Origin of the sequence: Bradyrhizobium sp. 33ap4 (assembly GCF_032654765.1) — a bacterium.
In the GTDB taxonomy this organism is placed as follows: domain Bacteria; phylum Pseudomonadota; class Alphaproteobacteria; order Rhizobiales; family Xanthobacteraceae; genus Bradyrhizobium; species Bradyrhizobium australafricanum.
This window is the reverse complement of the sequence record NZ_JAUMTJ010000006.1, coordinates 78,632-103,214: the sequence shown is the minus strand read 5'-3', so window position 1 is coordinate 103,214 and position 24,583 is coordinate 78,632. Positions and strand designations below refer to the sequence as shown.

The following is a 24,583-nucleotide window of genomic DNA, read 5'->3' as shown; positions in this document are numbered from 1 at the left end:
GCGGCGGACGCACGGAGGAACGGGTGAACGGCAGCCCGGATCGCCGGTTCCGGCCGTACGGCGGCGGCTGATGATAGCGGACAGCCCAAGGGGCGTCCGTTGATGGGCCCTGCTGCGATATCGCCCCGCGATCGGAGCGGACATCGGCTGCGCGGACCCCGATAACCCCCGATTCACCAGCACGCGGCCGAATGCGCATTTTTCGCTGCCCCGCGTCGGCTCGCAGGCTTATGATCCTCCGATTCCATCGCGCCGCGGCTGGCCCGTGATCCCGGCCGGAAGAGGCCGGTTGTCCCGGCCGCATGCGTGCAGACCAGTTGCCGAGGAGACCATGACGCAGGCTCCGTTTGCCACCCACGACGTCTTCAACCAGTCGCCGCCGTTCGAAAATGTCGACCTGTTCACGGTGGATGCGCCGCTCGCCGCGGCGGTTGCCGCCAATGGCGGGGCGGCGGCAACGGCTGAGCTGTCGGATTTCGGCAAGCATTGGGGCTCGGACGCGATGGCGGAGCGCGGCCGCATCGCTAACGAGAACACACCGAAGCTGCGCTTGTTCGATGCCAGGGGCAATCGCCGCGACGAGGTCGAGTTTCATCCGGCCTATCACGAGCTGATGGCGCACTCCGCGCATGCAGGCGTGCACAACTCGACCTGGAGCGCCGACGGCAAGCCGGCCGGCGGAGCGGCCGAGGTGGTGCGTGCGGCAAAGTTCTACATCGCTTCCCAGGTCGAGACCGGCCATCTCTGCCCGATCACGATGACGCGCGCCTCGGTCGCGGCGCTGGCCTCGCAGCCGGACATTCTGGCGAAGACGATGCCGGTGATCGGAACGCGCGCCTACGATCCCACCTTTGCGCCGTGGTGGACCAAGCGCGGCATGACCCTCGGCATGGGCATGACGGAAAAGCAGGGCGGCACGGATGTGCGCGCTAACATGACGCGCGCCGAGCGCGCCGGCGAGGCCTGGCGCATCACCGGGCACAAATGGTTCATGTCGGCGCCGATGTGCGACGCCTTCCTGGTGCTGGCGCAGACCATGAATGGGCTGAGCTGCTTCTTCATGCCGCGCTTTGCGTCCGACGGCACGGTCAACGCGATCCACTTCCAGCGCCTGAAGGACAAGCTCGGCAACCGCTCCAATGCCTCGTCGGAGGTCGAATTCCACGGCGCTTATGCCGAGCTGATCGGCGAGGAGGGCAAGGGCATCCGCACCATCATCCAGATGGTGCAGCTGACGCGGCAGGATTGCGCGATCGCATCCGCCGGGCTGATGCGCTCGGGGCTGGCGCATGCGCTCCATCACGCGCGGCACCGCAGCGTGTTCCAGAAGCATCTCGCCGACCAGCCGCTGATGCAGGCGGTGCTGTCGGACATGGCGCTGCATGTCGAGGCGTCGATCGCGCTGGTGATGCGGCTCTGCCGTGCCTTCGATCGCGCGCCGGCCGATGCGGGCGAGGCCGCCTATATGCGGCTGCTGACGCCGGCGATCAAATACTGGACCTGCAAGAGCGCGCCCGGCTTCCTCTATGAGGCGATGGAGTGCCTCGGCGGCAATGGCTATGTCGAGGAAGGCATTTTGGCGCGCCATTACCGGGAGTCGCCGGTCAACGCGATCTGGGAGGGGTCCGGCAACGTGATGTGCCTCGACGTGCTGCGCGCGCTCGGCCGCGAGGCTGACGCCGCACTCGCGGTGCTGCGCGCGCTCGCCGAGGAGACCAGGGGCCTGCCCGGCGCCGCCGAGGCTGTTGCCTCGATCGGGCAGTCGTTCCGGCGGCCGGACAGCGAGCGCGTCGCGCGGCTTGCGGTCGAGCAGCTGGCGCTCCTGGCAGCAACCGCGGCGCTCAACCAGGTCTCGCCGAAAAACGCCGAACTGTTCGCGGTGACACGGCTTGCCGAACGCCACGCCGGCATGTACGGCGCGGTGGACTTATCCGATGCCAATCAGCGCGCGCTGCTGGCGCGGGCGCTGCCATGACCACATTGACCACCGTCATGCCCGGCCTTGTGCCGGGCATCCACGTCTTTGCTTCGACAGGGCAAGGAAAGACGTGGATGGCCGGGACAAGCCCGGCCATGACGAATTGATAGAGCCGAGGTTCGCTGATGGATTCTCTCACGCCGCAAGACGCGACTGCCGCGATCGAACCGCCGCCGCTCCCCCGGCGGGTCTGGAAATTCTGGGGCACCGCGCTGTGGGGCCTGTTGATCTTCGCCGCGATGTTCGTCGGCCAGGTCACGGTCATCGTCTGGCGCATCGTCGCGCAGGGTGGCGAGGTGTCGACGGCCGGCATCACTCATGTGGTCGCCGACGGCCTGACGATCTCGCTCTCGGTCCTCGCCGGCCTGCCGATGGTGCTGCTGGTGCTGTGGTTCGCGATCCGCCGGACCCGGATCCCGTTCGCCGATTACCTCGGGCTGCGCGGGACGTCGTGGAAGAACGTGATCATCGGCATCGTCGCGCTCGTCGTGCTGGTCGGAGCCTGGGACATGGTGTCCCGCGCCGCCGGCCGCGAGGTGTCGCCGGGCTTCATGGGCGACGTGCTGAAATCGGCGCAGGAGCACAGCGCGCTGTGGCTCCTGGTGATCGCCTTCGCCGTGGCCGCGCCGCTCTGGGAGGAACTGTTCGCGCGCGGCTGGCTCTACCGCGGCTGGTTGGAATCCGCGCTCGGACCCTATGGCGCGATCCTGCTGTCGTCGATCGTCTGGACGGTAATGCACCTGCAGTACGACTGGTTCTTCCTCTGCCAGGTGCTGACGATCGGCCTCCTGTTCGGCTATTTGCGCTTCCGCACCGGATCGACCTGGCTGACCATCCTGCTGCACGGGCTGAACAATTTCGCGGCGACGATCCAGACCTGGTGGCTGGCGGGCTGAGAGTTCCCTATGCTAGGTTGAAGCTAGGCCCCCCTTCGCTGCAACGTTGTTGCAGAAGAATCCCATATGTCGAACTTCGAGAATGCCAACGCGCCGGTCCCGGCTTCGGCGAAATCGCCGCGGGTATGGGATTTCCTGGAGACGACGCTTGTTGGCCTTCTCGCCTACGGCGCGTTTCTTCTGACGGGAGGGCTTGGTGTTCTTGTCCTTATGCACGCGCAGTATGGGACAATCCCGATTGCTCAGGTCGGGCTCGAGGGACGCTGGCAGGGTGCAGGTCTGGTGCTCGGAAGTCCAGCCGCTGTTGCGGTGCTTTGGGTCGCCGTCCGCAAGCTCGATCGGGGCTTTTCCGAGTACCTTGCGCTCAATTGGCCCAGTTCAAGAGAGCTTTTTCTCGCATTGGCCATCGCGGCAGTTCTGCTGATTGTGGAGAGCTGTTTTCTAGCTTTCGTAGGAGCAGACACGAGTTGGGCCGCTCCCAATCTGAACGTGCAGGGGCGGGTTGGCTTGCTCACCTTCCTGATCGGCTGCTGCTTGGCCGCGCCGATCATGGAGGAGTTTGTCTTCCGCGGCTTTTTGTTTCGAGGATGGTCGCAGTCCTTCCTCGGACCAGTCGGTGCCATCGTCTTGACATCACTGGTTTGGGCTCTCAACCACACGCAGTACGATTGGTCCTATCGTTTTTGTCTATTCATTTTCGGCCTCGCTCTGGGCTACTTTCGTTGGCGCAGTAATTCGACCTGGCTGACTGTGATCGTTCACTCGGCCTTGAACATAGTCAGCTGCTTCATGATAGGCCCTTACGCTTAACGCCCCATCGCGACGACACGATCGGCAACGTGATGGCCGCCGGAGCCGTCTGCAGCGCGATGATCCGGAACAAGCAGTGGCGCATCGCCGCCCATTGGAAGGTTGACGAAGGGGATGCCAGCATCCCGTCCGAGTGCTATGATCTGGATCAATGAATGAGCGTGGGCCGGACTGAAACCAGGCAGCGGCGGCTGCCGTCGTGCGAGCTCTTCTCATGGCTATCTTGATCCGAGCAATCCTGGCCGGCGTCGTCGCGCTGGCCTCTCTCGGCGCCATCACGCAGCACGTGCGCGACCAGGGCGTTACCGACACCGAAATCCGGATCGGCAATGTCATGCCGTATAGCGGCGCGCTGGAGATTTTCGGCCAGATCGGCAAGGCGGAAGCCGCCTATTTCGAGATGATCAACGAACGCGGCGGCATCAATGGCCGCAAGATCCGCTTCATGTCCTATGACGATCTGTCGGATCCCTCCAACGCCATGGATCTCACGCGAATTCTGGTCGAGACCGACAATGTGCTCTTTATGTTCGGTTCGTTCGGCACGCCGGGGAATCTCGCGGTGCGGAAGTATCTCAACGAACGCAAGATCCCCCAGCTTTTCGTTGCTTCCGGCGATCACGAGCTCAGCGAGCCGTCGCTCTATCCGTGGACCATGGGCTGGCAACCCTCGTACCGCGAGGAGGGACGCATCTACGCGAACTACATCCAGGCTTTCTATCCCGGCAAGAAAATCGTGGCGCTTTGGGAGAATGACCAGTTCGGGCGCGAATTGTTCAAGGGACTGGTGCAAGGGCTGGGCGACGTCGCCCACAACATCAGGGTCGACATCGCCTACGATGTCGACGATCAGCACCTGGACGGCCACGTCTCGATCCTGAAGCAATCTGGCGCCGAGGTCTTCGTGTTTGCCGGAGTACCGGAAAATGCCGCCAAGGTGATCCGCGCGGCGGCCGACCACGGCTGGCGGCCGGTGTTCGTCGTGAACCAGATGGCGTCATCGATCGAGACGGTGCTCAAGCGGGCCGGCACGGAGAATGCGACCGGCGTCATCACCGCCGCGTTCCTGAAGGATGCGAGCGATCCGGCCTGGAGAGCGGAGCAGGGCGCCTGGTACAGCTTCCTGGACAAGTACACCAAAGCCGGCGGCAAGGATGACGCGGCCGCAGTCTACGGCTATGCCGCCGCCGAAACGATGGGCGAGGTGCTCAGGCAATGCGGCAACGACCTGTCGCGCGAGAACGTCATGAAGCAGGCCGCGGCGCTCAGGGATTATCAGGCGTCCGCCTTGCTCCCCGGCATCAAGATCAACACCGCTCAGTTCCGACCGGTCGAGCAATTGCGGTTGCTTCAGTTCGATGGCCGTAGCTGGCAGCCGATCGGGGATGTGCTCGATACGGCGTTCGCCGGTTCGGCCGGGAAATAGCGGCGATCAACATAAGCCTACGAGCCGCGCGCAATTGTTGCGGGCCTTCGCTCTTGCTGAAGCGCAAGGGCGAGTTGTGGTGCTACGTCGCTGGGACCGGCGGGCCGGTCTATTGCGGGAGGGCGCGCGCCGCTCGGCGCCGACGGGGCCTCGAAAGAGACGCAACTTCGAAAGTAATGACTTGTTGCGCGGATGGCACAGGAGGCCGCGGCCAAATCAGGTACATTGATACTGTATTGAAAGACTTTTCATCACCCGGAGCATTGCGTTGGCGTCAGACGCGGTCAGTCTGTCTGATACAACAAGCGTAGCGGACGCGGCGGCTGCTACAGCGCCGTTTCGCGTAAAGATCGTGACGCGCGACGAAATCGCCGGTTGTCCCGCTTGGGAGGCCAGTTTCGCCGACCTGCGCAAGGATCACCGCTACTACGAAATCCTGGAGGATACGCTCCGTGAGCGTGTCGAGTACCGGTACTTCGCGATCATCGACCGGGCAGGCTGTCTCCATGCCGTCCAGCCGTTTTTTCTTCTCGACCAGGACGTTCTCGAAGGACTTGGAGCGCAATGGCAGCCGCTGCTGGCGCGCATCCGAGGCTTCGTTCCCGGGTTTCTCAAAATGCGAACCCTGATGGTCGGATGCTTCGCCGGTGAAGGGCATCTTGCCGGATCAAGCACGGTGCCGTCCGGCAAGATCGCCGAGATTCTTTGCGGCGAAATCGTCACGCTCGCCCGATCGTGCGGGGCGCAACTCATCGTCCTGAAGGAATTTCCTGCGCGCTACCGGCCGGTGCTGTATTGCTTTGTCCGGCGCGGCTTCGCCCGTGCGCCGAGCATGCCGATGACGGCGCTCAATATCGAGCACGACGACTTCGATGCCTACATGCAAAATGCGCTGCCGCGATCGGCACGCTGGCAGCTCCGCAAGAAATTCAAGGCAACCGACGGTGAAACCATAGCTCTTACCGTCACCGACGACGCAAGGGATGCCGTCGACGAGATCTATCCGCTCTACCTGCAGGTCTTCGATCGCTCGAAATTCCGTTTCGAGAAACTGACAGCCGACTATCTCCGCCGGCTCGGCAGTGACATGAAGGACAAGGTCCGCTTCTTCATCTGGCGCCGTGGCGGGAAGGTGATCGCCTTCAGCCTTTGCATGGTCGAAGGCGACAGTCTGTTCTGGGAGTATGTCGGACTCGACTATGCTGTCGCACTCGACCTTCATCTTTATTACTACACCATTCGCGACATGATGAATTGGGCGATCGCCAACGGTTACAGGTGGCTCCGAAGCACGGGTCTCAGCTACGAACCGAAATTCCGGATGCGGCATGATCTCGATCCGCTCGACCTCTATGTGCGGCTTCGCTCTCCGCTTCCGAACGCGATCTTCAGGCTCCTGTTGCCCTGGATCGTACCGGCCCGCTATGACAAGATCTTGCGCAAATTCGCGAACTATCGCGAAGTCTGGTAGCGACCGATTGCGCGGCGATATTCAAGGCCGATCGGGTACGCCTTCTAAAGCCCCACCGCGGCAATCACGATCGGCATCGTGATCGCGGCCAGAATTGTCTGCAGCGTGATGATCTGGGCGAGTAGCGGCGCGTCGCCGCCCATCTGGCGCGCCAGCACATAGGCTGACGGCGAGGTCGGCACCGCGGCGCAGGCCGCGACGATGGCGAGATTGGAGCCGGTGACGCCGAACCACATCGCGAGCGCGACCGTCAGCACCGGCATCAGCACGAGTTTGAGCACCAATGCCGCGCTGGCAGCGAGGCTGGGCCGGAAGATGCCTTCCAGATGCAGCCCGGCCCCGGTGACGAGCAGGCCGATCGCCAGCGACGAGCCGCCGAGCGCGTCGGCGACGTCATACCAGATCTGTGGCAGCGGGATGTGCGCGACATTGATGACGAGCCCGATGACGCAGGCCCAGATCAGCGGGTTCTGCACGACAGTCATCACGATGGCGCCGGTCGAACGCTTCTCGGACGAGGCATATTTCGCCAGCACGGCGACGCTGAACACATTGACCAGCGGGATGATCGCGACCATCGCGACCGAAGCCAGGGCAAGGCCTGTGCTGCCATAGAGATTGCGCGACACCGAAAGCGCGACATAGGTCTGCCAACGGGTCGCGCCCTGGAAGATCGAGGTGAAGGCGGGGCCGTCGACGCCAGCGCGCGCCAGCGGGCCGCGCAGCGCGAGGCAGAATAGCGACATCACCAGCGCCGCGAGCAGCAGCGCGCCGCCGACGCCCGCGACCGGCACCGTGGTCAGGTCGGCCTTCACCAGGGTCTGCACCAGGAGCACCGGGAACAGCACGTAATAGGTCAGCCGCTCCAGCCCGTGCCATTGCGTATCGAGCGGCATCAGCGTGCGCTTGAGGACGAAGCCGAGCACGATCAAGAGGAACACCGGCAGCAGCGCCGCGATCACCACGGCCATGATCAGCGCTCCCCGCGCAGCTTCGCCAGCCGGTCCAGCGCACCCTGCAGGATGAAGATCGCGGCGTGCTCGTCGATCACCTCGGCGCGGCGGGCGCGGCTGACGTCCATCCCGATCAGCTCGCGCTCGACCGCCGCAGTCGACAGCCGCTCGTCCCACAGCCCGATCGCAAGGGGGGTGAGGCCGGCGAAGTTGCGGGCGAATGCCCGGGTCGACTGCGCGCGCGGCCCCTCGCTGCCGTCCATGTTGATCGGCAGCCCGAGCACGAAGCCTGCGGCGTTGCGCTCGGCCGCGATCGCGAGCAGCCGTGCCGCGTCGAGCTTGAACTGCTTGCGCTGGATGGTCTCGACGCCGGTCGCCAGCCGCCGGTCCGGATCGGAGACGGCAACGCCGATGGTCTTGGTCCCGAGGTCGAGGCCGACAAGCGCGCCGCGGTCGGGCCAATGCGGTGCGGCTTCGATCAGGGGAAGGATAAGGGCGGGCATGGCCTTGCGCTTAGCACGCAGTCGCGCGCCGAGGCAAAGCCCGGCGGAGGGCGGGCGTCCATGCGAAAATGCCGATCAGGCGGCGATCACCCGATCGTCGCCGGGAAGGCACGCGGCCAGTCCCTGTAGCGCGCTGTACTGATGCGCGGTGCGGCGCTGGATGAATAGCGTCTCGACACGCGCGTGCTGTGGCTCGAGCTTGTGGATATGGATGTCGCGCTGGACGTGGTCGCGCGCGACGACGGCGCGCGGCAACAGCGTCACGCCCATATCGGCGGCGACGCAGCCGACCATGCCGTCGAGCGTGCCCAACTCGAAGCGCGCGGCCGACGGCCAGCCGAATTCCGTGAACACCTGTTCCAGGCGTTGCCGGTAGGTGCAGCCGGTGCGGAACACCAGCGCGGTCGGGCCCGACTCCGGCGTGCCGGCGCGCAGGGCGGCAAGCGATTTCCAGCGCTGCGCGGTGACGAGCACCAGTTCCTCGGTGAAGGCTGACGTCGCGATGAGTTCGGCATGCTCGATCGGGCCGGCGACGAATGCGCCGTCGAGCGAGCCGTCGAGCACGGCGGCGACGAGATCGGCGGTCGGCGCGGTGCGCAAGGTCAGGCGCACCGCCGGATAACGGCGATGAAACTCGGCGAGTAGCGTCGGCAGCCGCACCGCGGCGGTGGTTTCCATCGAGCCGATCGACAGCGGACCCTTCGGCTCGCCATCGTCGCGCGCGGCGAGCACGGCTTCGCGCGACAGCGCCGCCATCCGCTGCGCGTAGGGCAGCAGCCGGCGGCCGGCGCCGGTCAGCGACATGCCGCGGCTGTGACGTTCAAAGAGCGCGGTGCCGATCTCGGCCTCCAGCGCCTTGATGCGCTGGGTGACGTTGGACTGCACGGTGTTGAGCTCGTCAGCGGCCTTGGTGATGCCGCCGAGGCGGGCGACCGTGGAAAAGGTGAGCAGGTCGGTCAATTCCATCTGGGACCACCGTTTCAAATCAGAGATGGGAGCGTTCTCTAGTATTCATTTTCACAGAATGTTAGCCCGACCTAGTCTGGTTGTCCACAAACCCCGGAGGAACGCCATGTCGATCGACACGCCGCTGACTGCGCTTTTGGGAATCCGACAACCGATCTTGCTCGCACCGATGGATGTGGTCGCGGGCGCGAGGCTCGTGACTGCGGTCAGCGCCGCCGGCGGCCTTGGCATTCTCGGCGGGGGCTATGGCGACCGGCCTTGGCTCGAGCAGGAGACGGCGAAGCTCCGGAAATCGACGACCCCGTTCGGCATCGGCTTCATCACCTGGAGCATGGCGAAGCAGCCGGAGGTGTTGGACGTCGCGCTTGCAGCACAACCGCGCGCGATCATGCTGTCGTTCGGTGATCCGAAGCCGTTCGGACCGCGGATCAAGCAAGCCGGTGCGCGCCTCATTTGCCAGGTGCAGGACGAAGAGATGGCGCAGGACGCACTGGATGCCGGCGCCGACGTCCTCGTCGCGCAGGGGACCGAGGCCGGCGGTCATGGCGCGTCGCGAACCACTCTTGATGTCGTGCCGGCGATCGTTGATCTCGCCGCGGGGCGTGTCCCGGTGGTTGCCGCCGGCGGCATCGCGGACGGCCGCGGTCTTGCCGCCATGCTGATGCTCGGCGCCTCCGGTGTGCTGCTCGGCACACGATTCTACGCGAGCCAGGAAGCCGAGATCGCTGACGAAGCGAAGCGGCGGGTCTGTGCCGCCAAGAGCGGTGAGACGGTGCGTGGCATCGTCTTCGATCTGTCACGCAACAATGTCTGGCCGGCTCCGTTCAACGGGCGCTGTCTCGTCAACGATCATGTCCAGCGCTGGACGGGACGTGAGGTCGAATTGCTCCAGAATGTGAAGAAGGTTGCCGCCGACTATGCGGAGGCCAAGGCGCGCGGCGATTTCGACGTCGCCGCCGTCATCGCGGGCGAAGCGGTTGGGCTGATCCACGACGTTCCGCCGGCGGCCGAGATTGTCGACAGGATCACGTTGGAGGCCGAACAGATTCTGCGTGGACGTCGCAACTCCGTGCTCAACCCTGCGCAGGCGCCGGCTCCTGCCTGAAAAGGCGTGAATCGGAACGCGCATCGCATAAGAGACTTGAATCCGTAGCGATCGGTGATAGTTCCGCTCGCTGGCTTTCGTATCGAACCGACCCTCTCCCTTTTTGCGGAGAGGGTTCAAAACCAACAACAACCAGTTCAAGAGCAAGAAGAATGTGGCCTGATCGACGTCTAACTGATCTCTTCAAAACCGAATTCCCGATCGTACTGGCGCCGATGGCGGGCGTGATGGATGCGGAGCTTGTCATCGCAGCCGCAGAGGGTGGCGCACTCGGCTCATTGCCATGCGCGATGCTATCGGCCGAGAAGACACGCGAGCAGGTCAATATCATCCGTCAGCGCATTTCGGCGCCCGTCAACATGAACTTCTTCTGCCACACGCCGGTCGAGACCGATCGCGCGCATGAAGCGACATGGCGGCAGCTGCTCGCGCCTTACTATCACGAGCTCGGCCTCGATCCGGATGCGCCGATCAACGCGGCGAACCGCGCGCCGTTCGACGCGGCGTTTTGCGCCGTGGTCGAGGAGCTGAAGCCCGAGGTGGTCAGCTTCCATTTCGGCCTGCCGGAGCCGAAGCTGTTGCAGCGGGTGAAGGCGGCCGGCGCGATCGTGATGTCGTCGGCGACCACAGTGAAGGAGGCGATCTGGCTGGAAGAGAACGGCGCCGATGTCGTCATCGCGCAGGGCGCCGACGCCGGCGGCCATCGCGCCATGTTCCTGACCGAGAATATTTCCGAGCAGCCCGGGACGTTCTCGCTGTTGCCGCAGGTGGTCGATGCGGTGAAGGTGCCGGTGGTCGCGGCCGGCGGTATCGCTGACGGGCGCGGGATCGCGGCGGCATTCGCGCTCGGCGCCGCGGCCGTTCAGATCGGCTCGGCCTATCTGCGCTGCCCGGAATCCAAGGTAACCCCGCAGGGCCGTGTCGCGCTGGCGCAAGCGAGCGACGAATCGACCGTCATCACCAATGTGATGACCGGACGCCCGGCGCGCGGCGTCGCCAACCGCGTGATGCGCGAGGTCGGGCCGATCTCGCCGGATGCGCCGGCGTTTCCACACGCCGCGACCGCGCTCGGACCACTGAAGGCGGCTGCCGAGAAACAGGGCAAGGTCGATTTCACCAATCTATGGGCCGGGCAGGCAGTGCGGATGGGCAAGGAGATGCCGGCCGCCGAATTGACCCGCGCGCTCGCCGGCGCCGCGCTGGCGCGGATGGCGGCTCTGTCTCAGGCCTGACGCGCGGCCTCGTTCAGACCAGGCAGGCCACGTAGAGGATCGCGACCCCCAGCGCCGTGCCGATCGACCAGAGGGCGGGGTCCCAGCCCTCCGGGCGGGGGCTGCCGTTGAGCATTGACATGACGCGCTCCGAACTTTTCTGTTTGGTGGAGTAGGCGCCGTGAATGTTTCGGGACGACGTCGCGGTGGCCGCGAACTGGTTTCGTCGTGCGTTTCGCAGCCGGAATGCGTGGCAGGGTGTCTTGCCCGGTCGCCGGATGGGCGCAAAGCCCCGTTGGGCGGGCAAATTCGCGCGGTTGCGGCGCAAAACCGGCCTCTGCTATACGGCAGGCTGACCTTTCAGCCCCGAGGCCCTATATAATGTCCGTAGACGCCACGACCGTCCGCCGCATCGCGCACCTGGCGCGGATCGCGGTCAGCGACGCCGAAGTTCCCCATCTCCAGGGCGAGCTGAACGCGATGCTGGCCTTTGTGGAGCAGCTGTCGGAAGTGAATATCGACGGCGTCGAGCCGATGACCTCGGTGACGCCGATGGAGATGAAGAAGCGCGCCGACGTGGTCAATGACGGCGAGATCGCCGACGTCATTGTCCGCAACGCGCCCGACACCGTGAACGACTTCTTCCTGGTGCCGAAGGTGGTCGAGTAACGCAAGCATCGCGTTTTCGAGCGAAGTGGATACCGGTTCGCGTGAAGAAAACGCGTCAAACAAAAGCGACAAAGTTCAATGTGTCTGCTGTGCGACGATGAGAAGGCCTACAAGGCCTATATGGACTTCCTCGATGCCATGGAGCGCAAGGGGAAGGTCGCCGATCCCAACGCGGCGATGGACGCCGTGCTCGACCATCTCGAGGCGCTTGACGCCGCCCGCGCCAAGGAAAATGCCAAAGCCCGGCATGACGACCCCGCCAACGACAAGACCCTGTCTCCGTTCTTCTGCAGCCCGATCAATAAATGACTGATTTGACATCGCTGACGATCGCCGAGGCCCGCGAGGGCCTGGCGAGCAAGTCTTTCACCGCCGTTGAGCTGACCGACGCACATCTCGCCGCGATCGAAGCCGCGCGCGTGCTCAATGCCTATGTGCTCGAGACGCCCGACCGCGCCCGCGAGATGGCCAAGGCCGCCGACGCGAAAATTGCAAAAGGCGAGGGCGGACCGCTCGCCGGCATCCCGCTCGGCATCAAGGACCTGTTCGCGACCCGCGACATCAGGACCACTGCGTGCTCGAATATCCTCGGCAATTTCATTCCGCCCTACGAGTCGACGGTGACCTCGCAGTTGTGGCGCGACGGTGCAGTGCTGCTCGGCAAACTCAACAATGACGAATTCGCGATGGGCTCGTCGAACGAGACCTCGTGCTTCGGCCCGGTCACCAACCCGTGGCGGCGCGAGGGCTCCAACACCACGCTGGTGCCGGGCGGCTCGTCCGGCGGCTCGGCTTCGGCGGTGGCGGCTGCTCTCTGCATGGGCGCGACCGCGACCGACACCGGCGGCTCGATCCGCCAGCCCGCCGCGTTCACCGCAACCGTCGGCATCAAGCCGACCTATGGCCGCTGCTCGCGCTGGGGCATCGTCGCGTTTGCATCCTCGCTCGACCAGGCCGGCCCGATCGCGCGCTCGACGCGCGATGCCGCGATCCTGATGCGCTCGATGGCGGGGCACGATCCCAAGGACACCACGTCGGTCGACATCGCCGTGCCGGATTACGAGGCCGCGATCGGCAAGTCCGTGAAGGGCATGAAGATCGGCATCCCCAGGGAATATCGGCTCGACGGCATGCCGGCCGAGATCGAAAAGCTCTGGAGCGAGGGCGCGCAGTGGCTGAAGGCCGCCGGCGCCGAACTCGTCGAGGTGTCGCTGCCGCACACCAAATATGCGCTGCCGGCCTATTACATCGTGGCGCCGGCGGAGGCCTCGTCGAACCTCGCGCGCTACGACGGCGTGCGCTACGGGCTGCGCGAACCGGGCAGGAACATCATCGAGATGTACGAGAACACCCGCGCCGATGGTTTTGGCGACGAGGTGCGCCGCCGCGTGCTGATCGGCACCTATGTGCTGTCGGCCGGCTACTACGACGCCTATTATCTGCGCGCGCAGAAGGTAAGGACGCTGATCAAGAAGGACTTCGAGGACTGCTTCGCCAAGGGTGTCAACGCGATCCTGACGCCGGCGACGCCGTCGGCGGCGTTCGGCATCGGCGAGAAGGGCGGCGCCGATCCGGTCGAGATGTATCTCAACGACATCTTCACGGTGACCGTGAACATGGCGGGCCTGCCGGGCATCGCCGTGCCCGCCGGCAAGGACTCGCAAGGCCTGCCGCTCGGCCTGCAACTGATCGGCCGTCCGTTCGATGAGGAGACGCTGTTCTCGCTCGGCGAGGTGATCGAGCAGGCGGCCGGCCGGTTCACGGCGCCTAGATGGTGGTGAGCGATGGCGGATTTCCGCGCCAGTCTCGCTGACACCGCGCCCGATGCGGCGCTGTCGCCGCCGCTCGCCGCGTTGTGGTGGGCGAAGAAGGGCGATTGGGACCAGGCGCACCGCATCGTGCAGGATGAGGGCGACGCCAATTCGGCCTGGGTGCATGCCCATCTGCATCGCGTCGAAGGCGATCTCGGCAATGCCGGCTACTGGTATCGCCAGGCCGGCCAGCCGGCCGCAAAGGACACGCTCGAGGCCGAGTGGGAGCGGATCGTTGCCGCGCTGCTGGCGCAGCGCGGCTAAAGGACGCCGGTGCGGAGGCACCGCGAGCATTAACCCTGTTTCGGCCGCCATGCCGCCGCCCAGATTGGCCGTGATAGGCTAGTGGAACCGGGCGGGGGCCAGCGGCAAAAGAGAGTATTCGTGCGTGGGTCGGGCATAGGGGGATGGCTGTCAGCAATGCTGGTGGCCGTGGTGGCGGCGGGCCTTGCCGGCTGCGCCTCCGTCTACAATCTGCCCGGCAATGTGCCGCTCGGCGCCGCGCTCGCCGACAACAGCAGCGCTCGCGACATTCCGGCCTACGAAGATGATCTGCTGCTCGCGCTGTCGTTCTCCGGCGGCGGCACCCGCGCGGCGGCGTTTTCCTTCGGCGTGCTGGAGGAGCTTGACCACACGCGTTCGAGCGCGGCGGGCACCAAGACGCTGCTCGACCGCGTCGACTTCGTCTCCGGCGTCTCCGGCGGATCGGTCACCGCCGCCTATTTCGGATTGAAGCGCCGCGCGGCGCTCGACGATTTTCGCCAGCGCTTCCTGCTGCGCAACGCCGAGGAGGGACTGAAGACCCGGATCTCGCTCGGCAATATCGGGCGCGCGCTCGGCGGCGGCGTCAACGACAGCCAGTTCACCGACTGGCTCGATCAGAATTTGTTCGACGGCGCGCGGTTCGACGCATTGGCCGACGATCGCCGGCCGCGGGTCTGGATCAACGCGTCTGACATCTACAACCGCACGCCGTTCGTGTTCGGCAAGACGTCGTTCGATGCCTTGTGCAGCGACATCAGATCGTATCGTGTCGCCGAAGCGGTGGCGGCATCGGCCGCGGTGCCGCTGGCATTCGCCCCGATCGTGCTGCAAACCTATCCCGGCGGTTGCGCCGCGCCGCTGCCGGCCTGGCTCGAGCGGGTGCGCAACGATCCGAACGCACAGCCGTTGCTGCGCGCCTACGCCGAGGCCCAGGCGCATTACCGCGACGGCTCGATGCGCTACGTCAAGCTGCTCGATGGCGGCCTCGTCGACAATTACGGCCTGTCGGGGCTGAGCATCGGCTTGCTCGCCGCGCAGCGTCCGTACGAGCCGCTGAACGAACGGCAGGCGGCCAAGCTGAAGCGCATCCTGTTCCTGGTGGTCGACGCCGGCCGCGGCATCTCCGGCGACTTCGTGCAGACGCTCGAAGGGCCGAACGGCGTCGAATTGGTGTCCGCAGCCGCCGACACCGCGATCGATGCCAGCGTGCGCTCCAGCTACGCCGCCTTCACGGCGCTCGCCGAGGACTGGTCCGGCAAGCTAAAGCGCTGGCGCTGCGGGCTGTCGGCGGCGGAGCGCAGCCGGCTCGGCGTCGGCGCCGGCTGGAAATGCGGCGACGTCGCGATCTATGTCGAGCGGCTCGGCTTCGACCGGCTCGGACCGGACCGCGCCGGCATCCTGAACGCCATCCCGACGCGGTTGTCGCTGCCGCCGGAGCAGGTCGACCAACTGATCGCGGGCGGCGCCGACGCGCTGCGCTCGAGCAAGGCCTACCAGCAGTTCCGGCGCGGGCTCTGATCCGCCGCAGGCGACGGCAGCGGGCTGCAAGGGGACTGTAAGGCGGCTTGACTGGCGCGATTGGTTGCGCGAAGCCCAATCCATCCCAGATATCCTTTATCCGGAAACCGAGATCCATGACCGCATCTGCCGCCCCGCACAAACTGATCAAGAGCGCCACCGGCGATTGGGAGGTCGTGATCGGCATGGAGATCCATGCCCAGGTCACCTCGAACGCGAAGCTGTTCTCCGGCGCATCGACCGCGTTCGGCGGCGAGCCCAATTCACATGTCTCGCTCGTCGATGCCGCGATGCCGGGCATGTTGCCCGTGATCAATGAGGAATGCGTCCGCCAGGCGGTGCGCACCGGTCTCGGGCTGAATGCGCAGATCAACCTGCGCTCGGTGTTCGACCGCAAGAACTATTTCTATCCGGACTCGCCGCAGGGCTACCAGATCAGCCAGTACAAGTCGCCGATCGTGGGCGAGGGCGAGGTGTCGCTCGAGCTCGACGGCGGCCGCAGCGTCACGATCGGGATCGAGCGGCTGCACCTGGAGCAGGACGCCGGCAAGTTGCTGCACGATCAGTCGCCGACGATGTCCTATGTCGACCTCAACCGTTGCGGCGTTGCGCTGATGGAGATCGTCTCCAAGCCCGACATCCGCGACGCCGAGCAGGCCAAGGCCTACGTCACCAAGCTGCGCTCGATCCTGCGCTACCTCGGCACCTGCGACGGCGACATGGAGAAGGGCAATCTGCGCGCCGACGTCAACGTCTCGGTGCGCCGTTACGGCGAGACCGCGTTCGGCACCCGCTGCGAAATCAAGAACATGAACTCGGTCAACTTCATCGGCCAGGCGATCGAGTACGAGGCGCGGCGTCAGATCGAGATCATCGAGGACGGCGGCTCGATCGACCAGGAAACCCGGCTGTTCGACCCGAACAAGGGCGAGACCCGCTCGATGCGCTCCAAGGAAGAGGCGCACGACTACCGGTACTTCCCCGATCCCGATCTGTTGCCGCTCGAGTTCAGCCAGGCCTTCGTCGACGATCTCAAGGCGCAGCTGCCGGAACTGCCGGACGAGAAGAAGTCCCGTTTTATTACGGGCTTCGGCCTGTCGCCCTATGATGCGAGCGTGCTGGTCGCCGAGCGCGAGAGCGCGGAGTTCTACGAGACGGTGCTGTCGGGCCTTGCCGACAAGGCACGTGACGGCAAGCTCGCCGCCAACTGGGTGATCAACGAATTGTTCGGTCGTCTCAACAAGGAAGGCGTCGAGATCGCAGCCTCGCCGGTGTCGGCGGAGCAGCTCGCCGCGATCGTCGACCTGATCGGCGAGGGAACGATTTCCGGCAAGATCGCCAAGGACTTGTTCGAGATCGTCTGGCAGGAAGGCGGCGATCCGCGCGCGCTTGTCGAGGCGCGCGGCATGAAGCAGGTCACCGACCTCGGCGCGATCGAGAAGGTGGTCGACGACATCATCGCGGCCAATCCCGACAAGGTCGAGCAAGCGAAGGCGAAGCCGCAATTGGTCGGCTGGTTCGTCGGTCAGGTGATGAAGTCGTCGGGCGGCAAGGCGAACCCGCAGGCGGTCAACGACCTCTTGAAGTCGAAGCTCGGCATCTGAACAACAGGACAATGATGTTGTCCTTGGCGCATGATCCAGCCGGATCATGCTCCCTTGCATGCTCCTTTGCCGTCACCTTCGGTGTCGTCGCGCGCGCGTGAACGTGGCGTGATCCTGCCTCACACCCTCCGTTCGTGGCGCGCCGGCGCCACCGGCGCCGAATCGCAGAAGCCGCGATTCGTTCGCAAATCCGGTTCGGATGACCTCAAACGAGGCAAAAGCCGTCTTTCCCACGAAAATTTTTTCGTTGCCAAAAATTACGACTCGGCGTCGGCGACGTGTCGCTTTTCGTCTTCGCTCGCGACTCAGCGCAACGACGATCTCGCGTCGATCGCTTCAATGCGAATTCAAGAAAAGCCTACAACAGAAGGCATTTCCTGCAACGTTGACAAATGCCGATGTCGGCGGCTGTTGCACTTCTTGCATCGTCGCGTGAATGAAGTGTCGATTTGAACGGCGGCGCGCGCGGTGCGCGTTGCCACCGCTGCGTCAACACTTCCTTAAGCGGGACACTGTTTTTTTCGGTCTGTTGGTGTATTCGGGAAGTAGTGCATATCGATTCCCGAGTGCACGCAGCGAAGTAGAGCCATCTCACATACTGGAGGGCAACATGGCTAAGAAGGCAAAGAAGGCGAAGAAGGCGAAGAAGGCGAAGAGCGCAGTGAAGAAGACTGCGAAGAAGACCCGCAAGGTCGCCAAGAAGAAGTAAGCCTCTCGCCTCGAGAGGATTGCCGGCGGCTTGACGCCGGCACGTCGCGAGAGCCAGCGGACGGACTGCTGAGAGGCACATCCCACCCCCAAGGCTCTGGCTGACGAAAGAGGGTGTCGGCGAGACATCAGGTCAAACGGCTGGATCGAATTTCGGAGAGGGCAACCTTCCCAAAACCGGTCCGGCAGAAGAAACAGAGATTTCTTCGTTCGGTGCGGAGCCCGCTTGGTTCCGCAATTTCACCGGCGAGAATGCCGAGCTGAAATCTGGTCCTGACGTGTTCGCCGACCCCCTCGTTCCGGCGGCCCGCGCAGTCCGCGCCCGGCAGCCACTTTCCCCATCCATCCCCGTTCCGGATCGACGCTGGGCCTGACGGCCTCGCGTTGCTTTTGTCTGTGCACCCGACCGCACGCCGCTCCGCGGCTCGTCCATGGTCGCGCCGCCCCTCCGTCAATTTCGAAACTGATTGCCTGGTGGGACCCGCCGGCGCCGCGGCCAATGTCCGCCATGGTTATCGTTGTCCCAAACACCAGGGTAAACCGGCGTTCACGAATGCAAGGAAGTGCCTGCGGCACAGGCACTTCTGCGATTCCTCGATGCGCCCTCGGCGACGCCGATTTACATCCCGTTCATCGCGATACTTAAACCGCTCTTCAAATTTGATGGGCCATGATCATCCCAACAAGCCGGCAAACGGCACGCGGTGATCCCGAGGATCAAGAGATCAGCCCGGGCATGATCAAAGATCAGCCAGGGAATGACAGGGTAGTTTCAACAGTGGACGGGGGCCGCGCTCGGGGGAGGGCGGCCAGCAACAAAAAGGGGAATGAGAATGTTTCAGGGGGTCATCGATCAGGAAAGCGCTGTCCCGGTTGCCGCAACGGCGATCCAGGACGTGCTGTTCGAACGTGGTATGTATTGGGCGAGCGGCCGCTCCGGTGTGGTCAACCTCGTCGCGGCGCACAAATGGTTCAACCTGGCGGCGCTCAAGGGACGTACTGACGCGATCGCGCACCGCCGCGAAGTCGCCGAGCAGATGTCCGATGTCGAGATCGCGGTCGCCCAGCGTGAAGCCCGCGCCTGGATGACGACGCACTAAGCCAACCGATATCGATGGAGCCTCGGCTCCCTCGCTCCACCTAGAACCAGTATCGCGCCGCGTAGACCACCGTCATCAGCGCTCCGGCCACGATGACGAACTGCCGGACGATGTGGCCGGGAAGGATCCGGATCAGGAAACCGCCGGCATAGCCGCCGACCATGGCGCCGAGCAGCATCGCCAGGGTCTCCGGCCATCGCACTGCTCCCTGCAAGACAAAGATCAATGTGGCAGCGAGCGACACGCAGGTCGCGAGCAGGTTCTTCAACGCCTTGATCGCCCTGATGTCGCCGGGCTCGGTGATCGACAGCACCGCGGTCAGGATGACGCCGAGACCGGCGCCGAAGAAGCCTCCATAGATGCACGACAATCCCAGGACAGCACCGCTCGCGCTGGTCGAGGGCAAGGCCGCGGCCTTGTGGCGCTCGACGGTCCATCCCTGGATCTGCGGCGCGAAGCCGAACAACAGCGTTGCAAATGCGATCAAGGCCGGCACCGGCAGCAGAAACAGCCGCTCGGGAAGCAGCGACAGCACGCCGGCGCCGACCGCGCCGCCCACCGTGGCGATCACGACGAAGCTGATCGTGCGCCGCGTCGGCGGCGGCAGCTTGCCGCGATCGGCGAGCGCCGCGATCAAATGCCCCGGCGAGATCGCCACCGCATTCGACGCGTTGGCGATGACGGCCGGCAGGCCCGCAGCGAGCATCGCCGGAAAGGTGATGAGTGTGGCGCCGCCCGCCAGTGCATTGATGATCCCTCCGGCGACCCCGGCCGCCAGCAGCAGAAGACTTGTCTGGGTATCCATCCTTCACCCTCTTGAGGGTGAGCAGGCTAGCGGGCGGCGCGCCAATCGGTCTGGAACGTCTGTGACGTCACTTCAGCCGCGCCAGTAGACGCCCGGCGTCGTGCCAAAGGTGCGGCGGAACAGCCGGGTGAGGTGGCTCTGGTCAGAAAAGCCCGCATCGGCCGCGATTGCTGCGATTGGGGCGCCGGCGCGCAGCAATTGCCGGGCAAGATTGAGCCGGGCCAGCAGACGGAAGGTATGCGGCGGGATGCCGAGCTCGCGGCTGACCATGCGGCTGAAGCCTTCGCGGCTTCGCCCGAAGCCGGCGGCAATCGCTCCGATCGGCGCGACGCTCTCGGTCAGCGTGATGCCGAGCTTCGTCTTGTCGGTGCACCCGGCGGGGTGGGACGGCGCGCACGACAGGATGTCGTCGGCGATCTCGCTGACGTGCCCAGGCGAGATCTCGTCGACGTTCCGCCAACGCTGCCCGAAACGGATGATCCGCACCGATGAGCAGACGCGGCCGGCAGGAACGTAGGCGTTCAGGCAGACCGTTTCCTCGTCCGACATCGTCATCGGCGCATGCAGCATTCCGGCCGGAATCAGCGCGGCATGGCCGGCGCGCACGGTGACGGTCGCGCCGCCGATGCGAAAGGCGCGCGACCCTGACAGCACCAGCACGATCTGGTTCTCGTCATGGAAGTGCGGCTTGAGGCCAAGCGAGCCGGCGCCGCGCCACGATGCCAGCTCAACGATGTCTTCCCTGTCGGCTCGCCGATAAGTCCAGGCATTGGTCATGGCGAGGCGAGCGATCACGGAGGTCTCGAAACGATGGGGCGGTGATCTCCGAGCGTAGCACGGGGGTCACCGACCGTCATGAGGGCCTCACGCCTGCTCAACCGAGGCGATCGGCGAGGCCGTTCGCATGGTCGCCATTGCAATGAGGGCGGCGACGAGGTTGGCGGCCGCGCTGATCGCCACCGGAATGAAGTAGCTGTGGCTGATGTCGTAGGCGAAGCCGGCGGCGCTCGGGCCCAGCAGCGTGCCAACCGCGACGCTGGTGTAGAGGATGCCGATGATGCCGCCGACATTGCGGCCGCCGAAATGGTCGGTGACGACAGCGGGCAGGATCGCGACCCAGCCGCCATAGAACAGGCCGAACAGCAGCGCGAAGACCGTGAGCGACCAGAAGGTGCCGGCGATCGCCCAAATCGCCAGCGAGACGGCCATGCCGAGATACATCGCGACCAGGAATGCATCGCGGCCGACGCGGTCGGCGATGCCGCCGAGGAAGAACCGGCCGGCCGTGCTGCCAACCCCGATCATCCCGAGCAACAGCACGGCCAGCGTCGGCGCCACCTGATGATCGACCGCAAACGGCACGAGGTGCACGAAGGGCACGAATACGCCGAACGCGCTGATCAGGCAGGCGGCATAGAGCCCGGCGAAGCGCGCGCTCCGTACCGCAGCGCGGATCGAGACGCCCTGGCGGAGCGGCGCGCCCGATACCGTCTCGAGCGGATCGCCGTCCGGTCCGGTGCCGTAGCGGCGCGGATCGTCCGCGATCAGCAGCGATGCACCGATCCCGGCGACGGCGGCGACAACGCCCAGCACGACATAGGCATCGCGCCAGCCGAGGCTCGTGATCAGCCAGGTCGCGAGCGGCGGCATCACCAGTGTGCCGACCCCGATCCCGCTGACGGCGAGGCCCGACGCAAAACCGCGCCGCCTGACGAACCAGCGCTGCACGGCGCCCAAGGTCGGCACGTAGGCGCAACCGACACCGGCGCCGATCCCGATGCTGTAGGCGGCATAGACCTGGAGGATGGTCTGGGCCTGTCCCGCCAGCACCATGCCGAGACCGACCAGCGCCATTCCGAGGCCAGCGAGCCTGCGTGCGCCCCAGCGATCGGCAAGGGGACCGGAGATCATCCCCAGGCCGAAATACAGGAAGCCAGCGAAGGAGAACACCAGCGACACCGAGCCGCGCGAGGCGCCGAACTCCCGCTGCAGGGACTCGACGAAGGACGAGAATGTGTAGGCGCTGCCGAAGCCGATCAGCGTCACGACGAAGGCTGCTGCGACGACGTACCAGCCGTAGAACGGCTTGGCGCGTTGATAACCGGCGTGCATGACGGCATTCCTCATGATCGTTCTCCCTGTGCCGCATGACCACCGGCCTTGCTCGGCGGGTAGAGCAGCATCTGTGTGCAGCGAAACAGCGCGATGGTCTTGCCCGTCGCCTCGGTGCGGATCTCGGCGTCCCACACCTGGGTGGTGCGCCCGGCGTGAACGAGGCGCGCCTCGCAGCTCATGCCGCCTTCGCGCGCGGCGCCGATGAAGTTGGTCTTCAACTCTCCGGTGGCGAAGCCGATGGCGCCGTCCGGCAACGACGCGAGGCAGCCGAACCCGCATGCGGTATCGGCCAATGCGACGATGCTTGCGCCGTGCAGCAGCCCGTGCGGCGAGAAGTGTTTTGCGGCAATCTCGAAGCGGCCGCGGATGTGGCCGCGTCCGGCTTCGAGCCACTGAAAGTCCAGCAGGCCGGGCAGGCTGCCGGCTTGCGACGCGTTGATGCGCTCGACGAGCGGGCCGGTCTGGCCGCCGGCAGCGATCTCGCGGAGGCCGAGCTTGCTTGCGACCTCAGTCATGGCTTGGCTCCATCAAGAAAACGGAGCCGTCGGGAGCGGCAAAGAAGGTTAGAAAATCTAAGTTCCATGATTTCGACTTTCTCTGCGTTGACGCGGCTTTCAGCATCGGATTAAGCTGATAAGGCGCCCGGGACGCCGAGTTGGCAAACCAGATTTGCTGGGCAATTCAGATTAGAAAATCTAAATCATGGAAAGCCGGCTTCCACCCCTGAACGCGCTCAAGGCGTTTGAATCCGCTGCTCGCCATCTCTCGGTGAAGCTCGCGGCCGAGGAGCTATGCGTGACGCCGGGCGCGGTCAGTCAGATGCTCAAGACGCTCGAAGCCGATCTCGGCGTGAAGCTGTTCGAGCGGGTTCCGCGCGGCATCTATCTCACCGACGCCGGCCGCGACTATCTGCCGTCGATCCGCAACGCGTTTCGCCAGATCGCGGATGCCTCGCGCCGCGTCGCGGCATCGGTCGATGTCGGCACGCTCACGGTGAGCGTCACGCCGTTCTTTGCGTCGGCCTGGCTGGTGCCCCGCATGGCCTCGTTCCAGGATGCGCATCCCGAGATCGATCTGCAGATCGTCACCAGCAACACAGTGGTCGATTTCTCGCGCAGCGGCGTTGACGTCGCGGTGCGCCACGGCCTTGGCCGCTATCCGGGGCTGCGCAGCGACCGCGTCGTCACCGTGGAGATGGTGGCGGTGGCATCGCCGTCGCTGGTTGAGCGACTTGGCCGGCCGGCATCTCCGGGCGAACTCGCGGGCTGGCCGCAGGTGCATGACGCCGATCGCAAGGGGTGGAGCCTGTGGTTTCAGGCCAACGGCATCGCGGAGGTTCGCACGCCGCGCGGACCCTCGTTCGATGACAGCGGCCTTCTGCTGAAGGCCGTGCTGACGGGGCAAGGCGCGGGCCTGCTGCCGGCCGCGATGGTGGCAAATGAGATCGCGAGCGGTGAACTGGTCCAGCTGCTCGAGACTGCGCATCTGGAGGAGTTCGCCTACTATCTCGTCTGTCCCGACAACCGGCAGTCGCTTCCGAAGATCGCGGCGTTAAGGGAATGGATCCTGGGACCGGAGGCCCAGTCGGCGGCGGAGCACTAAACGCGACGAGATTATGCCAGGTCGAGCAACGGACTCTGCTTCACCTCGCCCCGTGTGCGGGGAGAGGCCGGATCGCATGGAGCGAAGCGCAATGTGATCCGGGTGAGGGGGAATCTCCACAAGTCTAACTCGAAGTTGTTTTGCGGATGCAGCCCTCACCCCAACCCTCTTCCCGTAAGAACGGGGAGACGGAGCACAGCGGCAGTGGACGGCTTACCGATAGAACGCGTTGGGCGGCAGGCCAAAATGCTTGCGGAACATCGCGGTGAAGGCGCTCTGGCTGGCATAGCCGGCATCGAGCGCGACATCGATCACGCGGGCGCCGCGCGCGAGGCGTTCGAGCGCGAACAGCAGGCGGGCCTGCTGACGCCATTCGCCGAACGTCATGCCGGTTTCCCTGGCGAACAGACGATGGATGGTCTTCGACGTCAGCTTCAGCCGGCGCGCCCATTGCTCCGCCGTGGAGCCATCGTCCGGGTGGGCCACCAGCGCGGCGCAGATCCGCGCGAGCCTTTCGTCGCGCGGCATCGGCAGGTGCAGCGGCAGCACATCGACTTCGCGCAGCTGGTCGAGCAGCACGCGCATCAGGCGCTCGTCGGAGGTCGCGGGCGCATAGTCCAGCGGGACGCGCATCGCGGCGACGAACAATTCGCGCAGCAGCGGCGAGACCGCGAACACGCAGCTGGCCCGCGGCAGATTGGGAGCCGCGTCGGCGTCCACGAACACGGTGCGGATCTTGACCGCGCCGCACATCCGGACCTCGTGCGCGAGATCGGCCACGAGCCACACCGCCCGGTTGGGCGGCACCACCCAGGTGCCTTCAGCGCAGCGCACGACCATCACGCCCTCGATCGCATAGAGCAGCTGGCCGCGCGGATGCGCGTGCAGGCCGGTCGACGCGCCGCTCGGATACTCGATCTCCATCGCCGCCATCGGCCGCGCCGTGGCGTGATAGTCGAGGTGCCGTGTGGTCAGCTCGTCCAACACGTCTTCATCTCGCATGTCCCAATCTCACTAGGTGAGGTCATTCTAGCGTGAGACGGACGTTAGCGCGACAGGTAGTTGCTG

At 65.2% G+C, this 24,583-nt stretch carries 24 protein-coding genes; 16 read left to right on the top strand and 8 right to left on the bottom strand.

What is annotated here, in order from left to right:
* Positions 1–331 precede the first annotated feature (331 nt).
* The 5 genes from Q2M23_RS06650 to Q2M23_RS06630 all read left to right on the top strand — a co-directional run bounded on the left by Q2M23_RS06650 (position 332) and on the right by Q2M23_RS06630 (position 6,581).
* Positions 332–1,975: an acyl-CoA dehydrogenase family protein gene (locus tag Q2M23_RS06650; RefSeq protein ID WP_316395001.1), complete on the top strand. Its 1,644-nt coding sequence runs from the start codon at positions 332–334 to the stop codon at positions 1,973–1,975.
* A 128-nt stretch (positions 1,976–2,103) separates the two neighbouring features.
* Positions 2,104–2,874: a CPBP family intramembrane glutamic endopeptidase gene (locus Q2M23_RS06645; RefSeq protein WP_316394999.1), complete on the top strand. Its 771-nt coding sequence runs from the start codon at positions 2,104–2,106 to the stop codon at positions 2,872–2,874.
* A gap of 66 nt (positions 2,875–2,940) precedes the next feature.
* Positions 2,941–3,684: a CPBP family intramembrane glutamic endopeptidase gene (locus Q2M23_RS06640; protein ID WP_057020779.1), complete on the top strand. Its 744-nt coding sequence runs from the start codon at positions 2,941–2,943 to the stop codon at positions 3,682–3,684.
* A 214-nt stretch (positions 3,685–3,898) separates the two neighbouring features.
* Complete coding sequence (locus Q2M23_RS06635) at positions 3,899–5,110, top strand: ABC transporter substrate-binding protein (RefSeq protein WP_316394998.1); 1,212 nt, start codon at positions 3,899–3,901, stop codon at positions 5,108–5,110.
* A 352-nt stretch (positions 5,111–5,462) separates the two neighbouring features.
* Positions 5,463–6,581 (top strand): GNAT family N-acetyltransferase, encoded by a 1,119-nt coding sequence (locus Q2M23_RS06630; RefSeq protein WP_316394997.1) that lies wholly within the window; start codon positions 5,463–5,465, stop codon positions 6,579–6,581.
* A gap of 44 nt (positions 6,582–6,625) precedes the next feature.
* Here Q2M23_RS06630 and Q2M23_RS06625 read toward each other — a convergent pair whose 3' ends face one another.
* The 3 genes from Q2M23_RS06625 to Q2M23_RS06615 all read right to left on the bottom strand — a co-directional run bounded on the left by Q2M23_RS06625 (position 6,626) and on the right by Q2M23_RS06615 (position 9,003).
* Positions 6,626–7,552 (bottom strand): AEC family transporter, encoded by a 927-nt coding sequence (locus Q2M23_RS06625; protein ID WP_057020777.1) that lies wholly within the window; start codon positions 7,550–7,552, stop codon positions 6,626–6,628.
* 2 nt (positions 7,553–7,554) lie between these two features.
* Positions 7,555–8,037, bottom strand: coding sequence for a Holliday junction resolvase RuvX (gene ruvX, locus Q2M23_RS06620; protein WP_310885879.1), 483 nt, complete (start codon positions 8,035–8,037; stop codon positions 7,555–7,557).
* 75 nt (positions 8,038–8,112) lie between these two features.
* Positions 8,113–9,003 (bottom strand): LysR family transcriptional regulator, encoded by an 891-nt coding sequence (locus tag Q2M23_RS06615; protein WP_057020776.1) that lies wholly within the window; start codon positions 9,001–9,003, stop codon positions 8,113–8,115.
* A gap of 58 nt (positions 9,004–9,061) precedes the next feature.
* Here Q2M23_RS06615 and Q2M23_RS06610 point away from each other — a divergent pair, with 58 nt between their 5' ends.
* From Q2M23_RS06610 to Q2M23_RS06565, 10 genes are all read left to right on the top strand, one after another.
* Positions 9,062–10,108 carry an NAD(P)H-dependent flavin oxidoreductase gene (locus Q2M23_RS06610; RefSeq protein WP_082654057.1) on the top strand — a complete coding sequence of 349 codons (1,047 nt, stop codon included), beginning with the start codon at positions 9,062–9,064 and terminating at the stop codon, positions 10,106–10,108.
* A 152-nt stretch (positions 10,109–10,260) separates the two neighbouring features.
* Positions 10,261–11,340, top strand: a complete 1,080-nt coding sequence (locus Q2M23_RS06605; protein WP_076834440.1) for an NAD(P)H-dependent flavin oxidoreductase — start codon at positions 10,261–10,263, stop codon at positions 11,338–11,340.
* Between the two features lie 360 nt (positions 11,341–11,700).
* Positions 11,701–11,988 carry an Asp-tRNA(Asn)/Glu-tRNA(Gln) amidotransferase subunit GatC gene (gene gatC, locus Q2M23_RS06600; protein WP_057020773.1) on the top strand — a complete coding sequence of 96 codons (288 nt, stop codon included), beginning with the start codon at positions 11,701–11,703 and terminating at the stop codon, positions 11,986–11,988.
* Between the two features lie 78 nt (positions 11,989–12,066).
* Positions 12,067–12,297 (top strand): hypothetical protein, encoded by a 231-nt coding sequence (locus Q2M23_RS06595; protein ID WP_057020772.1) that lies wholly within the window; start codon positions 12,067–12,069, stop codon positions 12,295–12,297.
* On the top strand, positions 12,294–13,769 hold the full coding sequence (gene gatA, locus Q2M23_RS06590) for an Asp-tRNA(Asn)/Glu-tRNA(Gln) amidotransferase subunit GatA (RefSeq protein WP_076834438.1): 1,476 nt from the start codon (positions 12,294–12,296) through the stop codon (positions 13,767–13,769). The genes Q2M23_RS06595 and gatA overlap by 4 nt, the downstream gene beginning before the upstream one ends.
* A 3-nt stretch (positions 13,770–13,772) precedes the next feature.
* Positions 13,773–14,063 carry a hypothetical protein gene (locus tag Q2M23_RS06585; protein ID WP_253590054.1) on the top strand — a complete coding sequence of 97 codons (291 nt, stop codon included), beginning with the start codon at positions 13,773–13,775 and terminating at the stop codon, positions 14,061–14,063.
* Between the two features lie 156 nt (positions 14,064–14,219).
* On the top strand, positions 14,220–15,581 hold the full coding sequence (locus tag Q2M23_RS06580) for a patatin-like phospholipase family protein (protein ID WP_057020770.1): 1,362 nt from the start codon (positions 14,220–14,222) through the stop codon (positions 15,579–15,581).
* A 116-nt stretch (positions 15,582–15,697) separates the two neighbouring features.
* The gene (gene gatB, locus Q2M23_RS06575; RefSeq protein ID WP_057020769.1) at positions 15,698–17,185 is read left to right on the top strand and encodes an Asp-tRNA(Asn)/Glu-tRNA(Gln) amidotransferase subunit GatB; all 1,488 of its coding nucleotides are present in this window, start codon (positions 15,698–15,700) and stop codon (positions 17,183–17,185) included.
* Between the two features lie 30 nt (positions 17,186–17,215).
* On the top strand, positions 17,216–17,638 hold the full coding sequence (locus Q2M23_RS06570; RefSeq protein ID WP_141341872.1) for a hypothetical protein: 423 nt from the start codon (positions 17,216–17,218) through the stop codon (positions 17,636–17,638).
* A gap of 1,088 nt (positions 17,639–18,726) precedes the next feature.
* Positions 18,727–18,993, top strand: coding sequence for a hypothetical protein (locus Q2M23_RS06565; RefSeq protein ID WP_057020768.1), 267 nt, complete (start codon positions 18,727–18,729; stop codon positions 18,991–18,993).
* A gap of 40 nt (positions 18,994–19,033) precedes the next feature.
* Here the strand turns inward: Q2M23_RS06565 and Q2M23_RS06560 are convergent, their stop codons facing one another.
* The 4 genes from Q2M23_RS06560 to Q2M23_RS06545 form a co-directional block, all read right to left on the bottom strand.
* A complete protein-coding gene (locus Q2M23_RS06560; RefSeq protein WP_253623791.1) occupies positions 19,034–19,798 on the bottom strand; it encodes a sulfite exporter TauE/SafE family protein in 765 nt (254 codons plus the stop codon).
* 72 nt (positions 19,799–19,870) lie between these two features.
* The gene (locus tag Q2M23_RS06555) at positions 19,871–20,593 is read right to left on the bottom strand and encodes an AraC family transcriptional regulator (protein ID WP_316394990.1); all 723 of its coding nucleotides are present in this window, start codon (positions 20,591–20,593) and stop codon (positions 19,871–19,873) included.
* 69 nt (positions 20,594–20,662) lie between these two features.
* On the bottom strand, positions 20,663–21,925 hold the full coding sequence (locus Q2M23_RS06550; protein WP_316394989.1) for an MFS transporter: 1,263 nt from the start codon (positions 21,923–21,925) through the stop codon (positions 20,663–20,665).
* The gene (locus Q2M23_RS06545; protein WP_082654056.1) at positions 21,922–22,428 is read right to left on the bottom strand and encodes a PaaI family thioesterase; all 507 of its coding nucleotides are present in this window, start codon (positions 22,426–22,428) and stop codon (positions 21,922–21,924) included. Before Q2M23_RS06545 ends, Q2M23_RS06550 begins: the two co-directional genes overlap by 4 nt.
* 187 nt (positions 22,429–22,615) lie before the next feature.
* Here Q2M23_RS06545 and gcvA point away from each other — a divergent pair, with 187 nt between their 5' ends.
* Positions 22,616–23,515 carry a transcriptional regulator GcvA gene (gene gcvA, locus Q2M23_RS06540; protein WP_316394986.1) on the top strand — a complete coding sequence of 300 codons (900 nt, stop codon included), beginning with the start codon at positions 22,616–22,618 and terminating at the stop codon, positions 23,513–23,515.
* A 213-nt stretch (positions 23,516–23,728) separates the two neighbouring features.
* Here the strand turns inward: gcvA and Q2M23_RS06535 are convergent, their stop codons facing one another.
* Positions 23,729–24,517: a helix-turn-helix transcriptional regulator gene (locus Q2M23_RS06535; protein ID WP_316394985.1), complete on the bottom strand. Its 789-nt coding sequence runs from the start codon at positions 24,515–24,517 to the stop codon at positions 23,729–23,731.
* Positions 24,518–24,583: the final 66 nt, after the last annotated feature.

Excerpts from the sequence above, each read along its gene's own strand:
- Q2M23_RS06585 (WP_253590054.1), top strand. The coding sequence starts at position 13,773 with ATGGCGGATTTCCGCGCCAGTCTCGCTGACACCGCGCCCGATGCGGCG.
- gatB (WP_057020769.1), top strand. The coding sequence starts at position 15,698 with ATGACCGCATCTGCCGCCCCGCACAAACTGATCAAGAGCGCCACCGGC.
- Q2M23_RS06625 (WP_057020777.1), bottom strand. The coding sequence starts at position 7,552 with ATGGCCGTGGTGATCGCGGCGCTGCTGCCGGTGTTCCTCTTGATCGTG.
- gatA (WP_076834438.1), top strand. The coding sequence starts at position 12,294 with ATGACTGATTTGACATCGCTGACGATCGCCGAGGCCCGCGAGGGCCTG.
- Q2M23_RS06560 (WP_253623791.1), bottom strand. The coding sequence starts at position 19,798 with ATGGATACCCAGACAAGTCTTCTGCTGCTGGCGGCCGGGGTCGCCGGA.
- Q2M23_RS06550 (WP_316394989.1), bottom strand. The coding sequence starts at position 21,925 with ATGAGGAATGCCGTCATGCACGCCGGTTATCAACGCGCCAAGCCGTTC.
- Q2M23_RS06595 (WP_057020772.1), top strand. The coding sequence starts at position 12,067 with ATGTGTCTGCTGTGCGACGATGAGAAGGCCTACAAGGCCTATATGGAC.
- Q2M23_RS06645 (WP_316394999.1), top strand. The coding sequence starts at position 2,104 with ATGGATTCTCTCACGCCGCAAGACGCGACTGCCGCGATCGAACCGCCG.
- gatC (WP_057020773.1), top strand. The coding sequence starts at position 11,701 with ATGTCCGTAGACGCCACGACCGTCCGCCGCATCGCGCACCTGGCGCGG.
- Q2M23_RS06605 (WP_076834440.1), top strand. The coding sequence starts at position 10,261 with ATGTGGCCTGATCGACGTCTAACTGATCTCTTCAAAACCGAATTCCCG.
- Q2M23_RS06580 (WP_057020770.1), top strand. The coding sequence starts at position 14,220 with ATGCTGGTGGCCGTGGTGGCGGCGGGCCTTGCCGGCTGCGCCTCCGTC.
- Q2M23_RS06535 (WP_316394985.1), bottom strand. The coding sequence starts at position 24,517 with ATGCGAGATGAAGACGTGTTGGACGAGCTGACCACACGGCACCTCGAC.
- gcvA (WP_316394986.1), top strand. The coding sequence starts at position 22,616 with ATGGAAAGCCGGCTTCCACCCCTGAACGCGCTCAAGGCGTTTGAATCC.
- Q2M23_RS06640 (WP_057020779.1), top strand. The coding sequence starts at position 2,941 with ATGTCGAACTTCGAGAATGCCAACGCGCCGGTCCCGGCTTCGGCGAAA.
- Q2M23_RS06565 (WP_057020768.1), top strand. The coding sequence starts at position 18,727 with ATGTTTCAGGGGGTCATCGATCAGGAAAGCGCTGTCCCGGTTGCCGCA.
- Q2M23_RS06570 (WP_141341872.1), top strand. The coding sequence starts at position 17,216 with ATGATCCAGCCGGATCATGCTCCCTTGCATGCTCCTTTGCCGTCACCT.
- Q2M23_RS06650 (WP_316395001.1), top strand. The coding sequence starts at position 332 with ATGACGCAGGCTCCGTTTGCCACCCACGACGTCTTCAACCAGTCGCCG.
- ruvX (WP_310885879.1), bottom strand. The coding sequence starts at position 8,037 with ATGCCCGCCCTTATCCTTCCCCTGATCGAAGCCGCACCGCATTGGCCC.
- Q2M23_RS06545 (WP_082654056.1), bottom strand. The coding sequence starts at position 22,428 with ATGACTGAGGTCGCAAGCAAGCTCGGCCTCCGCGAGATCGCTGCCGGC.
- Q2M23_RS06610 (WP_082654057.1), top strand. The coding sequence starts at position 9,062 with ATGTTAGCCCGACCTAGTCTGGTTGTCCACAAACCCCGGAGGAACGCC.
- Q2M23_RS06615 (WP_057020776.1), bottom strand. The coding sequence starts at position 9,003 with ATGGAATTGACCGACCTGCTCACCTTTTCCACGGTCGCCCGCCTCGGC.
- Q2M23_RS06635 (WP_316394998.1), top strand. The coding sequence starts at position 3,899 with ATGGCTATCTTGATCCGAGCAATCCTGGCCGGCGTCGTCGCGCTGGCC.